A 14,866-nucleotide genomic window follows, 5' to 3' on the forward strand; every position below is an offset into this window, starting at 1 on the left:
ACACCGTCCGACATCCGCGCCAGCGTTTCATGAACATTCATGTCAAATGCTCTAGTTCCCGGCCGACTGCTGCTTCGCTCGCCACTCGGCCCCCGCGCGCTGGATGCGGTCCCACAGAGCAACGCGGGCGGCGTCGTCGATGGCCGACAGGTCCAGATGGAACACGTCCGTTGCGATCTTGAACAGCTCCTCAGCGGACTCGAGGATGCGTGTCGTGCGCCGCCCGGCCCCCTCATCGCGCGTGAACTCGTCATCCAGCACGAACTCGGCGCAGCCCGCGTCGCGGCGGAAGAGCTCGAACCACCTGACGTAAGGAGACTGCGGAGACGTCGACAACTCGTTGTGGTAGCTCCTGAAGTCCTCCCACGTGGCCGGCGCCAGCGTGAAGTCCATGCTGTGGAAGGTCGTCTGCGCCGGATCGGTGAAGAACCGCCAGGCGTCCGGGCCGATCTCCGGCAGCGGCCGCAGCTCGAAGCGGAAGGGACCCTGGACGTGGACGCCCTCCCGAAGCGGGATGGGCTCGTGGTGCGAGTTGGCCAGGCCAACGTCGACCGACCAGCGTTCGCCGTCGATCACAACGGTGAGGGCCATGTGCGTGTCGTATTCGTCGGCGTTCGCTTTGGCAGTCGCGACGGAGCCGTTTATCTGGCCGCGGTGCACGGTGACGTCGTATCCGAGGACGGTCAGCAGCTCGCAGAAGGCGTTGTTCAGGTTGAAGCAGTAGCCGCCCCGGCCAGCCAGGATGCGGGCTATGGACTCGGCCGGGTCGATGCCCTGCGGGCGTCCGAGCTGGATGTCGAAGTTCTCGAAGGCGATGAGCTCGACGTGTGAGCGGTGAAGCCTGCGCAGGGTGTCGAGCGACGGGGCACCGAGGGACTGCGGGTCGTCAACGCCGAGCTTGGCCAGGTAGGGCGCGGTCCAGGCGGGATGATCGTTCGTCTTCGAGGACATGGCTCCGAACACTAGTGCAGCGCCGCGAAAATCCGCTCAGGGATTATCGCGGCGCTGCACTAGCGGTGGTTTGTTAAACCGGGCAGTAGAGATCAAGCGGGTGGCCTGCGCCGACGGCGTTGATCAGTGCTTGGAGTTCGGGTGGTGGCGGCTCGTTGGTCCAGGCTCGCCAGCAGCGTTGGAGGGTGGTCCAGGGGTCGAGCCAGGCCCGGACGGCACGGATCGCGCGGGGCCAGCTGGCCGGTTGGGGCTGGTGGGGTCTGTTCGTTCCCCCTCTCAGTGGGCCCCGCTGGGGTGGAGGCCGGTGGGACTGCTGGGACGACGGCGGGCTCCTGGTCTGGCAGTCGGGCGAACCAGGTGTCCCAACAGAAGGAGAACGCGCAGGTAACCAGGGTCTGGCGGCGGCGTATGGCGGTGTCGGAGCGGACCTGGAAGTCGGCCCATCCGAGTTCGTCCTTGATCTGTTTGTAGCTTTGCTCGATCCAGTGTCGAATGCCGTAGATCCGGACGACTTCGTGCAGGTCAGCGGCGGGTTCGGGACTGTCGGCGTCGCGGGGGCCGCCGGGGCGGGGCAGGTCGGTGGCCAGGTACCAGGTGGACTGCGAGGGCAGCGTAGCCGGATCGGTGGTGGCCACGACCAGGCGGACGTTCCCGTCGGGCCCCCAGAAGCCGAGGGTGGCGTCGGCGGCCCACCAGGTCTCGGTGCGCCCGTCGCGGAAGGTCCGCTCGACCTGGGTCCAGTCTCCGGGATTCTCGGGGTCTGTCCAGGTCAGGGCCCGGGCGGCGTGGAGGGGGGTGTAGGCGTCCTTGCCGTAGGCCCAGCTGCCGTGGCTCGGTTTGAGGGCCATGACGAATGGCAGGCCCGCCGCGTAGAGCTCTCGGCGGAAGCCGTCTTGGTCGCCGTAGGCGCAGTCGGCGGCCACGGCGCGGAAGGCCGTTCCGGCCACCTTGGCGGCGCGGGCGAGTTCGACGGCGATCTGCAGCTTCGTGCGGAATCCGGGGTCCTTCTTGCCTGTCGGGAAGTGGTGAGCGGGGCTGTAGGGCACGGCGTGGAGCGGGTAGTAGAGGTTCTCGTCGGCCCAGCAGGTGGTCACGGTGACGATGCCGTTGTCGGTCTTGCCCAGCCGGCCCAGCCACTGCCGACCGATGTGCGCGGTCGCCTTCCCGTCCTTGCGGTCTCCCGAGTCGTCGATCACCAGTACCCCGCCCGCGTGCGGCGCGGTCGTCGGGTCGGCCAGCAGTAGTTCCACCCGGCGGGCGTTGACCTGCTCGTGGTCCCACGTCGACTCGGACAGAAAGAACTGCAGCCGCTGGACCGCAGCGTGCTGGGCTCCGGCCACCGGCTCGGCGCCGACCATGCAGGTCAGAGTCTTGTTGCGGTCCCGCGGCAGCAGCAGTCCCGCGAGGTACTCCCGGAACCCGCGGCGCTGTGCCAGTGTGGAGAAAAGGTCATCGAAGCGTGCGGCGTAGGCTTCCAGCGGCCCGGAGCGGGCGGACACGGCAGACGACGGGTCATCACAAGCTCCCAGGCAGCGAGGCGACGTTCCTCTGCTACCGGCCTACCGCAGCCCTGACCCGCCGTCAACAAACCACCGCTAGAGGGATTGCAGGGCGGATGTCTGGCACCGCGCCTTGAGAGATGGCAGTACTGATCGCTTGAGGGATGGTGCGCGAGGCGCGGGCGCCCTGCCGCCGCCTCTGCGCCGTGGCCCCAGCCACGGCGACCCCGAAAAAAACGCTGCGCGCAGCGCCGGCAGAACCCTGCCGTCCGCGCCGAGTGCCCCTCCCCTCGTGTCGCAGCCCTCAGCTTGTGGCGTTGATCCCCCGTGCTGCCCTGCCGTGACCACGATCGGCATAGGCTTCTGACAATGCTCAACGGCCAAATGCAGCTTGGTGGTGAACTCGCCGCGCGAGCAGGTCACCCTGCTTCCGAGCCTCAGACGCATGCTGATGGGCGCGGCACACCGTGAAGTCCATGCTCAGGTCCCGCCCGATCACACCCTTCACATCTGCCAGGGCTTGGAGGAGGGTGAGGACTCCGTGTCAGGTGTTGCGGTGTCGTCCCTGCCGTCGCCGAACTCGGCGTATCGCAGAAGGATCCCGAAGCGCTAGGGGTGGCGTTCGTCGATAAGCGGGAGGGCTTTGCCGGTCCGCGGGTGGGTGTCGAGCTGGTCAGGGGTGACCCATTCGATGACCAGCCGATGGAGTCGTCCTTCGGTGACTTCTTCGTCGAACGAGGGGTGTGTCGTGTGCAGGTGCGCTTCCAGTGCGCGGTGGTACGCGGTGGGGTCGGGGGTGCTGCCGACGATGCGTAGGACGAGCTCGTCCATGGTGTCGCGATGGCGCAGGACGGTCTGGAGGGCCACTGGGCCCCCGTTGTTTGAGAGGGCGTTGATGCAGGAGCGCAGGACGTCCAGGTCGATGGTGGTGGTGCCGACGCGGGCATGTCCGATCGTGCGCCCGAGGAGACGCAGCCGTCGACAGCCTTTGTCTGTCCACTGGGCTTGGTCACCGACGGGATAGCGGATGACGGGCATGAGTCGGCGCAGGAGGCTGGTCGCCAGCACGGCGCCGGTTCTCCCGGGTTCGGTGATGGGTTCGCCGGTGTCCGGATCGACGATTTCGAGGATGGTGTGCGGTTCGGCGGGGCGGTAGTGCACCAGCTCGCCGGCGCCTGGATCGAGGTCGGGGGTCCCGAGGATGCCGGCGTCGACGCTGACGTAGGCGTACGGGGCGGGGCGTGCGCGAGGGAAGGCCCGGGCGAGCAGGTCTCGCTGGTCGTGGTGGAGAGCTTCCCCGCCGTACAGGAGCAGCCGCACTCGGGGCAGTTCCCGTCCGTGCCGCGAGAGGTGTGCCGCCAGCGATGCCAGGGCCGAGGCGGTGCCGATGGCCACCGTCGCGTGGTCGCCTTCCATGATCTGGGCCACCCGGTCGTTGGGAATGTGGCCGCCGACGGGCAGCTCGACCACGGGCAGTGGGCTGTCGCGCAGAGCGTGGGTGGCATACAGGAAACTCATGTACAAGTCGCCGGCGTAGAGAAGGTTGGCGACCCGGTCACCGGCCCGCAGGCCCGCACGTGTCATGCAGGCTGCACTGACCGTGCTGGTCGCGCGGAACTCTTCGCGGGAGTAGGTGGTGCGTTTGGGCTCTCCGGTCGTGCCGCCGGTCGCGAACACGATCCCGTCGTGGTGCGGGCCGGTGAGAACACCGCTCACCGGCCTGCGGTGTGCGGCCCAGAATGACCGGAGGTCCACGACCGGCATCTCGGCCAGGGCACCGGGGTGCGCGGGAGCGTCCTGGTACAGATCGCGGTAGTACGGTGAGCGCTCGCGCGCGAACCGCACCAACTCACGCCATTCTCCGTCCTGGGGCGCACGCTCCCCGAGATGGTCCGAAGCCGAAATGACGGCGCTCACGGGCATCTCCTTCGCCTGTCCGGACTGCGCGGGGGACAACGATCATGAATCCAGCAGCTCTTCCGGACCAACGAGCAGCGGCGCCCGGCGACACGCCGTGGGCGCCTCGGCCGGAGTTCGGCCCGGGCGGGTCACACGGGCCGAACTCCGGGCTGGCGGGAAGGTCCGCCGGGGGCCCGCGGGTGGGCGCGGCGGGACTGCTAGGCGCTGAGAGCGGCGGTCAGGGCGTCGGGCGGGGGCGTGTTGCCGGTGGCGAGGTAGGCGCCGCTCCTGCGCCGTGACCGGAAGATGACTCGCACGAAGCTGGCATCGACGCTCGGGTTCAGCCCGAGACCTGCGTCACGGATGGCCTTGTCGATCACCCGCAGCTGATCCGCCTGGTACGGCTTGACCAAAACGAGGCGGGGTTCGGGCGAAGTCACCGCCGCCATCTGGCCCAGAGGCGTCGGCATCCCGTAGTAGTCCGCCTTGATCCCGCTCACCTGCTCGAGCGTGCGGACCTTCTCCAGACCGCTGCGCAACGCCTCGACAAACTTTCCCGTTGTCACGGCGAAGTCCTCCTTGACGTCTTCAGCTTTCGACAACCGACTCGTTCCTTCCTACTCGATCAACAGGTCTGCACCGGCTACATCGGCCGTCCGACCGGCCACGCAAACCCTGACGGACCGACCGTCATCCCAACGAGTGAAACGACACCCACCACCGCCGGGACCACGGCATCGCACTGGCGTTCGCGCAGGGGCCTGGGATCCCGCCAGCGTGTGAACGTCATCCACGCGATGATCCGCACCGGGGCCCTCCACCAAACGCGAACCCCGGGCGACATGAGCCTCGCCGCCTGACGGCTCCACTCGACACCTGAACATCCGGGCGCCCCGCTTCGCGTTTCAGTTGTCGAGTGCGGTGTTGACGAAGTCCACTGCCAGGTCGTGGGTGTCCTGGAACGGCAGGGGTGGGTCTTCGAACTAGTCGGCGGTGGCTTCCGGGTGGGGCCCTACGACGGCGACGCGGCCCGCGCCGTAGGAGGTGACGAGGGCGGCGGCCAGGCCGTTCGTGTACCGGGCGAGGACCGTGGTATCCGTCCCGGGGGCGGGTGTGAAGTAGGGGCCGTCCTGGAAGAAGACCTTGCGCGGCCGGCCACGCCACTCAACCTCGACCAGGGCGTTGTCCTCGGTGGTGACCGTGGCATCCGGCGAGGTGATGTACTGGTCGAGATCGCCGGAGAGCAGGCCGAACCCCTCGTACTGTCCGGCGAGGTAGCCGCCAGCGTCCGAACAAAGGCCGGGAAATCCGACTGGATGGCCGGGTCTTCGTATTCAGCGGTGGTGTGTGCATCCGGGTGGCCCCCGGCCGTCCCTGCCGCCTCTCGCACCCCGCGCTTCATACGCTCGCCCGGTGCCGGTGCCGGTGCCGGTGCCCGCGTCCCGGGGTAGTGATCCCGCAACTGGCTCCGGATCGTGCGCTGTTCGTGCGCTGAGCGGCGCCGTTCGTCGGGATGTGACCCCGGGCGCTCGCTCGTTCAAGTGAACACATCCCTCACTGAGTTGGACGTTCATGAGGCGTGGGCACCGTTCGAACCAGCGGTCCTCACCGTTGGGAGGCAGACTGATGACGAGCCACGCGACGCAGGTCGAACTAGCCAGCCTTCTCCGTGAAGCGCTGCAATCGGCGGACACGGAAGCACGCTGGATGACCGACACGGATGAGATGTGGTGCCGCGCCGTACCGACGTCGGCGGCCCCGCGCCTCCAGGGCTGGAAGCTTCACGTATCGGCAACTGTCGCCTCAGCGACCGCAGTTCTCGCGAAGTCCCTTGACGTGCTGGTGCGTGAGGAGTCGGCGTTCAAGTTCGCCCGGTCGCTCGACCAGGTGAGCGCTCTCAACTCCCGTGCCACGCCCCGGGGAAGCTCCGGCAAGTTCATCACCGTCTACCCGCGCTCCGACGCCGACGCGACCCGGATCGCGCGGGAGCTGCATGCGGCCACCGCAGCGTTGACCGGGCCGCGCATCCTCTCGGATCAGGCGTACGCACCCGACAGCCTGGTGCACTACCGCTACGGCGCCTTCGCCGGACGGCAACGGCTTTCGGACATCGGGCTGCTGGTCTGGTACATCGAGGATCCCGACGGGAATCCCGTGGAGGACGAGCGCACCGGCCGTTACGCTCCGCCTTCCTGGGCCGTCTCTCCGTTCCCCGCCCCGGTGCCCGTGCCCCCGCCCGCACCCTCGCGCACGGCGAGCGGTCCGGTGTTGCTCGGTGGTCGGTTCGCGGTGCGGGAGGCGATCCGGCAGACCAACAAGGGCGGCGTGTACCGAGGGACCGAAGTCGCCACCGGCGCACCCGTGGTGATCAAGGAGACCCGGCCGCACGTGGAAGCCGACGCCACCGGCCGCGACGTCCGTGACTGGCTGCGCGCCGAGGCCCGCGCGCTGGAGAAACTCACGGGCACGGGGCTGGCCCCGGAACCCCTCGCGCTGTTCGAGCACGGCCGGCATCTGTTCCTGGCCCAGAGCGAGATTCCGGGCGTGCCGCTGCGGGTCTGGGTCGCCGAACACTTCCGTGACACCGGAGGCGAGCGCTACCGTGCCGATGCGCTGGCTCAGGTGGCCCGGTTGGTGGAACTGGTCGCGGCGGCGCACGCCCACGGGTGCGTGCTGCGGGACTTCACCCCCGGCAACGTCATGGTCCAACCCGACGGCGAACTGCGTCTGATCGACCTCGAACTCGCCGTCACCGAGGACGGCTCCGCTCTGCCGACCCGCGTCGGCACCCCCTGCTTCAGCGCCCCCGAGCGCCTCGACGACGCGCCCGTCTCCAGGACGGCCGACTACTACAGCCTCGGCGCCACCGCCTGCTTCGTGCTGGCCGGGAAGGTTCCGAACCTGCTGTCCGAGGAGCCCGCCGACAGGGCCGACCAGGAGCGGCTCGCCGCGTGGCTGAGCGCCTGCGCCGGATACCTTCAACTGCCCGATGGGCTCGTGGAGATGGTCCTCGGGCTGATGCGGGACGATCCCGCCGAACGCTGGGATCCGTCCCGGGCGCGTGACGTGCTCCGGCGGGCCGGAGTCCCGGTCCGTTCAGGAGGCGGAGTTCACGTCCAGGTCCGTTCAGGAACCCAGACCCCGGACCGACCCGGAGCCCGGACCACCCCCCGCACCGACTCCCCACGCGACGCGGTGACCGGCCTCGTCGACCACCTGATCGACTCGATGAACCCGGCGGACGACCGGCGGCTCTGGCCGGTGTCCACCCGGGCCGGCGAGGCCGATCCCTGCACCGTGCAGCAGGGCGCGGCCGGTGTCCTGGCCGTCCTGACCCGGTACTTCGAGCTCACCGGAGACCCCCGCCTGCCCGCGCTGCTCTCCACCGCGGGCCACTGGATCGCGGACCGCACCGACACCGCCTTCACCCGCCCCGGTCTGCACTTCGGCGGCCGGGGCACCGCCTGGGCGCTGTACGACGCCGGACGTGCCATCGACGACCGCGCGCTCGTCGGCCACGCGCTGGCGCTGGCGTCGGCTCCCCAGGAGGTCACCCTCCACCACGACATCACCCACGGCACCGCCGGCAGCGGCACCGCCGCCCTCCACCTGTGGCACCGCGGCGGCGACCCCCGCTTCGCCGAACTCGCCGTCGACGCGGCCGACCGGCTGACCCGTGCCGCACAGCGCGAGGCGACCGGCGTGAGCTGGCCCGTCCCCGCCGAAGCCCTCTCCGGCGACGGGAAGTTCGGCAGCACCTACCTCGGTTTCGCGCACGGCGCGGCCGGCATCGGCTGCTTCCTCCTCTCCGCCGCCCTCGTCTCGCGGCGCCCCGAGCACCTGGAACTGGCCGTGGAGGTCGGCGAACACCTGGTGTCCACCGCCGTCCTCGTCGGCGCCGCCGCCCAGTGGCCCTCCCAGGCCCTGGACGTCCCCACGGCCCCCTACTGGTGCCACGGCGCGGCCGGCATCGGGACCTTCCTCGTCCGCCTCTGGCAAGTCACCGGGGACGACCGGTTCGGCGAACTCGCCCGGCGCAGCGCCCAGTCCGTCACGGAACGCGCCTCCCGCGCACCGCTGAGCCAATGCCACGGACTGTCCGGCAACGGTGACTTCCTCCTCGACCTGGCCGACGCCACGGGTGACCCCGCCTACCACGCGCAAGCCGGCGAACTGGCCCGCCTCATCGTCGCGGAGGGAGCCCGCCGCAACGGCCACATGGTCTTCCCCAACGAGTACGGAGACGTCACGACCGGCTGGAGCGACGGATCCGCCGGAACCCTGGCCTTCCTCCTGCGGAGCCTGCACACCGACCCCGGACACCAGGACCCCGGACACCGCGACCCGGGACACCGCGACCTCCGTCACACAGACCTCCGGCACTGGATGGTTCAGCTGCCGGACTGAGCGGCAGAGACTTCTGCCGCCACCGCTCGCAGAAGGAGAAACCCTCATGGACATCGTCGAACTCGAACTGCTGGCCCAGCTGCACGCCCTGCCCGAGACCGACCCCGTCGACCTCGACGGGGCCTCGTTCTCCGGGACGTGCGCCTGTACCGGCCTGCTGACCCTCCTCAACACCGTCTGCGTCGGCATCAGCTGCGCCTAACAGTGGTGGCAGGACCTGGCTGGAGGCTGTCCTGGGACAGCCTCCAGCCGGACAACCGCCCACGGGCCCGACGCGGGCTCGCGCACACGCGCGGAGGCAGCGGACGGCGCGAAACTCCAGACGAGGACCGGACCATATGCAGCTTCACACCGGTGACGACGATCTCGCCCGAGCAACTCGCACGACAACGGCCGTCACCAGTGCGGCCGTTACCGGTACGGCCTCCACCAGTACGGCCGTTACCAGTGGGGAGGTCACCCGCCCCACCCCCACACAGGTCCCCGGGGCCCGAGCCGGAGCCGGGACCATGCCGGTGCCCGCGCTCGTGTACGCCATCAGGACGCGCGGTCTGACCAAGAGCTACCCCGGCCCGGACGGCACCACCACCCACGCCGTGCAAGGGCTGGACCTGGCGGTGGAGGAGGGCGAGACCTTCGCGTTCCTCGGCCCCAACGGTGCCGGAAAGTCCACCACCATCGCCATGTTGTGCGCCCTGGCCCGCCCCACCGCCGGTCACGCCACGGTGGCCGGCGCCGACGTGCGCACCCAGGCCCACCAGGTACGGCGACGGGTCGGCATGCTGTTCCAGCACAGCGCTCTGGAACCCGACCTGACGGTCGAGCAGAACCTGCACATCCACGCCCGCCTCTACGGGCTGCGGCGCGACGTCGCGCGCCGCCGGGCCGCCGAGGTGCTCGCGACGGCCGAACTGACCAACCGGCGCCGCTCTCCCGTGCGTACACTGTCCGGCGGTATGCGCCGCCGCCTGGAACTCGCCCGCCAACTGCTGCACGCCCCGGCCGTGTTGTTCCTGGACGAGCCGACCACCGGCCTCGATCCGCACGCCCGCGCGCAGATCTGGGAGCATCTGCTCGCCCTGCGCGAGCGGCACGGCAGCACCCTCTTCGTCACCACGCACTACCTCGAAGAGGCCGAGAACTGCGACCGCATCGCCATCATCGACCGCGGCCGACTGGTGGCGCAGGGCACCCCGCGCGCGCTGAAGGTCGCGATCGGGGACGACCGCGTCGTACTGCGCACCGGCGACGACACCGCCGCCCACCGGATCATCTGCCGGAGCGCGCCGCCCGGACACCCCGTCACGGTGGACGGCGACGGCGTCTGCCTGCGGGTGCCCGACGGCAGCTCCTGGATCCCCCGCCTGTGCGCGGCGCTGGCAGGCCACGGCATCGCCGTGCACGCCGCCTCGGCCACCCCGCCCACCCTCGACGACGTCTTCTTCCACCACACCGGCCGCAGCATCCACACGGCACCGGCTGCGGAGACGGCCGAGACAGCGGAGACCGGCGGTGGCGCATGACGACGCTCCCCTTCCACCCCGACACCCCTGCCGCACCCGCACCCGCACAAGCCGCCGTCCCCGCACCCGCCCCGGAACCCGGCGGCGAACAGGTGGGCCCGCTGCGGCACGAACTCGGCGCGGTCCAGGGTCTGATCTACCGTGACCTGCTCCGCCTGACCGGCCAGCGCACCCACGTCGCGCTGCTGCTGCTCAACCCGGTGCTGTACCTCTTCTTCCTCGGCGGCGGACTGGCCGCCCTCATCCCCACCGCGTCCCTGGGCGTCGGCTACCAGACCTACCTCTTCCCCGGCATGCTGGTGATGACGGTCCAGACCCCGGCCATCATGGTCGGCATCCGCCTGATCCTGGACCGGCAGAGCGGCTACCTCCGGGAACTCCTGATGGCCCCCGTCCGCCGCGCCACCCTGCTACTGGGCAGCTGCGCCGGCGGCACTGTGGTCGCCACGGTCCAGGGCGCCGTACTGCTCGGCCTGGCCGGCACGGTCGGCCTGCCCTACGACCCGCTCCTCATGTTGCTGCTGCTCAGCACCATGATCCTGATCTCGTTCACCATCACCTCCCTCGCCCTGGCCCTGGCCGTGAGCCTGGCCAAGGCCGAGACGTTCAACACGCTGCTCGGCGTGGTGATGACGCCGCTCCTGTTCCTCTCCGGCGGCTTCTTCCCGCTCCAGAGCCTCCCCTCCTGGGCCCACACCCTGGCCGCCGTCAATCCGATGGCCTACGGAGTGGACCTGCTCCGCCGCTGCATCGCCCTGCGGGTACCGGACAGGGCGGCGATCGGCGGCATCGACTGGGCCGGCCGGCAACCCCCCTTCCTGCTCGAAGCCGCGCTCCTCCTCCTCTGCGGCGTGGCGGCGCTGCTGTGGGCCGGCCACCGCTTCAACCGTCCGGAGTAGCACCCGCTGGAGGCACCATTGGAAGAAGATCCAATCGACGAACCCGCTGGAGCGGATCAACCGCGAAATCAAACGCCGCACCGACGTCGTCCAGGTCTTCCCCAACGACGACGCGCTCCTGCGACTGGTCACCGCCGTGCTCTTCGAACTCCACGACGAGTGGATCGCCTTCCCCCGCCGCTACCTGCCCGAGGGCAGCGCCAGACCGTCCTGGACAACCACACCGCCTGGGCGCAGGAACAGCGGGAGGCGAGGGAAGAGCTGCGGGCCGACGTGTGGCTGCCCGCAGACGTCAGCCGCCACCTGCGCGCCATCGCGGCCCGCACCCGTCTCACCCCCGAACAAGTACTCACCGAACTCGCCCGCCACGCCCAACTCCACGACGACGGCACCCTGACCACCACCAGGCGGAGAAGTCGGCCTGTGCGGCGGACTCGCCGACAGCGGCGGAGTCCTGCGCAGCGCGATCGGAGGCGGCTCGCGCGGTGGTGGGCGGATGCCTTGGCCTGCTTGGCACTGGTCTCGGCGTGGTCGGCAGCGGTATCAGCGGCGGCCGCGTAGCCTTCGGCGTCCTTGGCGCTTCGTTCCGCGTCCAACTTGGACTGGGCGGCGTCGAAGGCTGCGTTTCCTGCCACCGCGGCGGCCTGCGCTGCGACGGCGCTGTTCTTGCGGGCGGTGGCCGCGATCCCTTGGCCTTCGGCGATCAGTCGCTGCATCTGTGCAAGGTGGGTGTCGTCGAGGCGGTCCTTCTGGGCGGCCATGTACTGGCCGGCCTCGACGAACTGGTGCACCTCGTCGGCTGGGCCTGCCAGCGCAATCTTGGCCGCAGACCGGACCTCGGGGCCTCCGTCGTTGTAAAGCTGCGTGGCGGTCACCCGCTCGTCGGCCTGCTGGCTGGCGTAGCGCCCCTTGTTGAGGAAGTTGACCAGAGCGTTGGTGCTGCCATCCGCGAGCGCCTTCTTGGCGTCGTCCTTGACGCCGGGACCGCCGTCGTTGGCGAGCTTGGTCACGGCGACGCGGTAGTCGGCTTCGGCGGCCTGGTGCTGGCCGGTGGTGTAGAAATCGAGGATCTCGGTGTCAGTGCCGTCGAGCGTAGCGTCCGCAGCGGTACGCACGGTCTCGTACGGGCTGTCTGATGCGAGGTCGGCGACCTGCTGGCGCGTCTCGTCTGCGACGGCCTTGTCCCATCCGGTGCGCAGGTATTCGGCCACGTCGGAGTCGGTGCCGGAGAGTGCCTGAGCCGCGGCGTCCTGGCGCCAGGACCCGAAGTACCTCAGTGCTCGCAAGGCAACGGCGCGGCCCTTGACAGCGAGGGAGGCCTCGTCGGTGTCGGACTTGTTGGCCTTGGCAGTCAGCGCCTTGGTTTCATCGACGATGGCCTGGCCTTCGATCACCGATCGTGAAACGTCGACGGTGAAGGTGTCACCTGCGGCCTTCTGCGTCATGGCCACCTCAACACCCGCGTTTGTGCGGGTGTTGAGGTCTTCCGCCTCGGCCTCCCGGGCAATGTTGTAGGTTTTTTGTGCGGTTTCGACCGCCTTGGTGGCGGCGTTGGCGGCAGTTTTAGCTGCGGTTGCCTGCTTGCCGGCCTCGACTGCCTGATCAGCTGCCTCACCGGCGTGTTTTGCCGCCGATTCGGCGGCGTCTGCGGCCTTATTCGCGTGGTCAGCAGCTGAGTTGGCCGCGTCCCGGGCCTCGTTGGCAGCTGTGGCCGACTTGCGTGCCAGTGCCTCGGCGGCATTGGCGGCGCGATTGGCCTCGGCGGCGTGACGGCGGGTCTCCGCGGCTGCAGCCCGGGCTTCAGTCGCGGAGCCTCCTGCTGCTGCCGCATAGTCGGCCGCCTGGTCCGCGGCAGCGGCCGCCTTGTTGGCGTTTCCGGTGACACTACGAGATGCGGCTGCCGCGTCAGCGGCGGCGAGCGAGGCCTTGCCGGCCTGCTCGGCTGCCTTGGCCGACCTCTTGGCCAGCTCGCCTGTGGTGGGTGGGGGGTGAAGGAGAAGTAGTCCTGCCGCATGCGGCGGGCTTTGATCTTGTCGCCGCCTGTCAGGAGGCGGACGCGGGCCTCGTCGAATCGGTCGTTCGGTTTGAGTTCGCTGCACACGATGAGACGGGCCGTGGAGTTCGGTCGGGTGTCGTGGCCACGACGGCTGGACAGGCCTACTGTCCGGAGCGGCTCGCCCCGGCCCCCGGTGGGCGGGGCCGGAAACGGGCGTCGGTGAGCCAAGGAGGCTGTTGTGGGTCCTGATGTGCCCGACCTTGCGGAGTAACTGGGCGGTGCGTTCCCGGGCGGCGTTGGCGGCTTTCGTCGCGGCGGCGATGGCGTTTTCACCAGCGTCTCGGGCGCAGCCGCCGCCGTCGGAGCGGTGACCGCCGCGTCGGCCACCGCATCCGCACCCACCCACCCGACCGCGTCGGCTACGGCCCGGGACCGACCAGCTGCCGCGGCGGCGGTCGTCGTAGGGCTCGCGGGGGCTTGGTACGGGCTGGACGCGGTCCCCTGTCGCTGGACGGGCCACTGCATGTTCCGCTGCCCGGCTTCGGGGCCCGGGTACTGCAGCCGGCGGAGCTACTGAATCTTCTCGTAGCGTTCTCGGCAACTCGGATAGTCCCGGACATGCCCCTTGAGCTGTGATTGGTGCAATCCAACACCGCTTCTTGGAACCGCAGTTGCTGAGACAGAACCAAGACATCCACAGGATCATTTCAGGATCGACTCGGCCCTAGTGTCATCGGTGTCAGCAGGAAACACCGCAACCGACAGCCGCTGGAGATCATGATGCGTTCGCGTCTCGCCGCCCGTTCCGCCCGTCTCGTCCTGGCCGCCGCGGCCGTGACAGCCCTCGCCGCCACCACCACCGCCTGCAACCCCAACGACATCACGGAAGTCAGCAGCTCCCCGGCCCCCTCCACCGCCGCCGGCAACAGCGGGAACGACAGCTCCGCCACCAGCGACAGCGCCTCCACCAGCGGCTCCTCCACCGGCGGCTCCCGCTCCAGCGGCTCCGACAAGGCCGTCGACTCCAGCGACGGCAAGAAGAGCGACTACGGGCAGTCCTGCGGCACCAACGACCTGGACTTCACGATCACCCCGGAGTCCCAGGCCGGCGGCTACTACCTCATCACTGCCAAGGCCAAGTCCGGCATCACCTGCTACCTCGATGAGAACACCCCCAGCGTGTCCTTCGGCTCCAGCGCCGACGGCGTAGCCTCCCCCGTCGGACAGGGCGGCGAAGACCCCATCAAACTCACCGGCTCCACCGCCGCCTACGCCGGCATCAACCCCAAAACCACCAACAACGATTCCGGCAAGCAGTTCGAGAACGTCATCATCGCCACCAGCGAAACGGACCCCAACCCCGTCGAAGTCAAGCTCCCCGACACCGCCACCGTCGACAAGCCCATCGTTACCGGCTGGGCCACCAACCCCGCCAACTCCGTCCCCGTCATCATCTGACCCACTGGCTTCACCGAGCAGCCGTGAAATCGCATTCCCGATGGACCCGGCAGGCGCCTGCTCCGCCCCGACCACGATGTCGACAACTACGCGAGGCAGTTCCTATCGAGGGCCCCCGGTAGGCAACGGGACTGGCCCACCCGGCCACCTGACCCCGCAGCCAGGCATGTATCGGATTCTGCCGTCGATGCTCGGGAGCTTGTTGTCGGCTCCTTCATCAGGAGCGGTCTGCCA

At 69.5% G+C, this 14,866-nt stretch carries 10 protein-coding genes and 1 pseudogene; 6 read left to right on the plus strand and 5 right to left on the minus strand.

From position 1 onward, the window contains the following. Positions 1 to 51 precede the first annotated feature (51 nt). From NBY69_RS36610 to NBY69_RS36625, 4 genes are all read right to left on the minus strand, one after another. Positions 52 to 951 carry an arylamine N-acetyltransferase gene (locus NBY69_RS36610; RefSeq protein WP_250306605.1) on the minus strand — a complete coding sequence of 300 codons (900 nt, stop codon included), beginning with the start codon at positions 949 to 951 and terminating at the stop codon, positions 52 to 54. Between the two features lie 92 nt (positions 952 to 1,043). Further along, entirely contained in the window at positions 1,044 to 2,450 is a 1,407-nt protein-coding gene (locus tag NBY69_RS36615) for an IS701 family transposase (protein ID WP_250306606.1), read from the minus strand. 609 nt (positions 2,451 to 3,059) lie between these two features. Then, entirely contained in the window at positions 3,060 to 4,367 is a 1,308-nt protein-coding gene (locus NBY69_RS36620; protein WP_250306607.1) for a phenylacetate--CoA ligase family protein, read from the minus strand. Positions 4,368 to 4,567: 200 nt separating this feature from the next. Beyond that, positions 4,568 to 4,915 (minus strand): ribosome-recycling factor, encoded by a 348-nt coding sequence (locus NBY69_RS36625; protein ID WP_250306608.1) that lies wholly within the window; start codon positions 4,913 to 4,915, stop codon positions 4,568 to 4,570. A gap of 1,060 nt (positions 4,916 to 5,975) precedes the next feature. Here NBY69_RS36625 and lanL point away from each other — a divergent pair. The 5 genes and pseudogenes from lanL to NBY69_RS36650 form a co-directional block, all read left to right on the plus strand. After that, complete coding sequence (gene lanL / locus NBY69_RS36630) at positions 5,976 to 8,756, plus strand: class IV lanthionine synthetase LanL (RefSeq protein WP_250306609.1); 2,781 nt, start codon at positions 5,976 to 5,978, stop codon at positions 8,754 to 8,756. Positions 8,757 to 8,802: 46 nt separating this feature from the next. Then, entirely contained in the window at positions 8,803 to 8,958 is a 156-nt protein-coding gene (locus tag NBY69_RS36635) for a VenA family class IV lanthipeptide (protein WP_250306610.1), read from the plus strand. 136 nt (positions 8,959 to 9,094) lie between these two features. Further along, complete coding sequence (locus NBY69_RS36640; RefSeq protein ID WP_374211383.1) at positions 9,095 to 10,279, plus strand: ATP-binding cassette domain-containing protein; 1,185 nt, start codon at positions 9,095 to 9,097, stop codon at positions 10,277 to 10,279. Continuing rightward, complete coding sequence (locus NBY69_RS36645; protein ID WP_250306611.1) at positions 10,276 to 11,178, plus strand: ABC transporter permease; 903 nt, start codon at positions 10,276 to 10,278, stop codon at positions 11,176 to 11,178. Before NBY69_RS36640 ends, NBY69_RS36645 begins: the two co-directional genes overlap by 4 nt. Positions 11,179 to 11,188: 10 nt before the next feature. Beyond that, a pseudogene (locus NBY69_RS36650) lies at positions 11,189 to 11,365 on the plus strand (transposase); the annotation flags it as partial. On the opposite strand, the gene NBY69_RS36655 reads toward NBY69_RS36650, so the two are convergent. Next, positions 11,307 to 12,623, minus strand: a complete 1,317-nt coding sequence (locus NBY69_RS36655) for an ALF repeat-containing protein (protein WP_250306612.1) — start codon at positions 12,621 to 12,623, stop codon at positions 11,307 to 11,309. The pseudogene NBY69_RS36650 and the gene NBY69_RS36655 sit on opposite strands and share 59 nt — an antisense overlap. Positions 12,624 to 13,954: 1,331 nt before the next feature. On the opposite strand from NBY69_RS36655, the gene NBY69_RS36665 reads away from it, so the two are divergent. Further along, positions 13,955 to 14,632, plus strand: a complete 678-nt coding sequence (locus NBY69_RS36665) for a DUF4232 domain-containing protein (protein ID WP_250306616.1) — start codon at positions 13,955 to 13,957, stop codon at positions 14,630 to 14,632. Positions 14,633 to 14,866 lie beyond the last annotated feature (234 nt).

Source organism: Streptomyces sp. A 4/2, from assembly GCF_940670765.1.
Lineage (GTDB): Bacteria > Actinomycetota > Actinomycetes > Streptomycetales > Streptomycetaceae > Streptomyces.

Excerpts from the sequence above, each read along its gene's own strand:
- NBY69_RS36610 (WP_250306605.1), bottom strand. The coding sequence starts at position 951 with ATGTCCTCGAAGACGAACGATCATCCCGCCTGGACCGCGCCCTACCTG.
- lanL (WP_250306609.1), top strand. The coding sequence starts at position 5,976 with ATGACGAGCCACGCGACGCAGGTCGAACTAGCCAGCCTTCTCCGTGAA.
- NBY69_RS36635 (WP_250306610.1), top strand. The coding sequence starts at position 8,803 with ATGGACATCGTCGAACTCGAACTGCTGGCCCAGCTGCACGCCCTGCCC.
- NBY69_RS36640 (WP_374211383.1), top strand. The coding sequence starts at position 9,095 with ATGCAGCTTCACACCGGTGACGACGATCTCGCCCGAGCAACTCGCACG.
- NBY69_RS36645 (WP_250306611.1), top strand. The coding sequence starts at position 10,276 with ATGACGACGCTCCCCTTCCACCCCGACACCCCTGCCGCACCCGCACCC.
- NBY69_RS36655 (WP_250306612.1), bottom strand. The coding sequence starts at position 12,623 with ATGACGCAGAAGGCCGCAGGTGACACCTTCACCGTCGACGTTTCACGA.
- NBY69_RS36665 (WP_250306616.1), top strand. The coding sequence starts at position 13,955 with ATGCGTTCGCGTCTCGCCGCCCGTTCCGCCCGTCTCGTCCTGGCCGCC.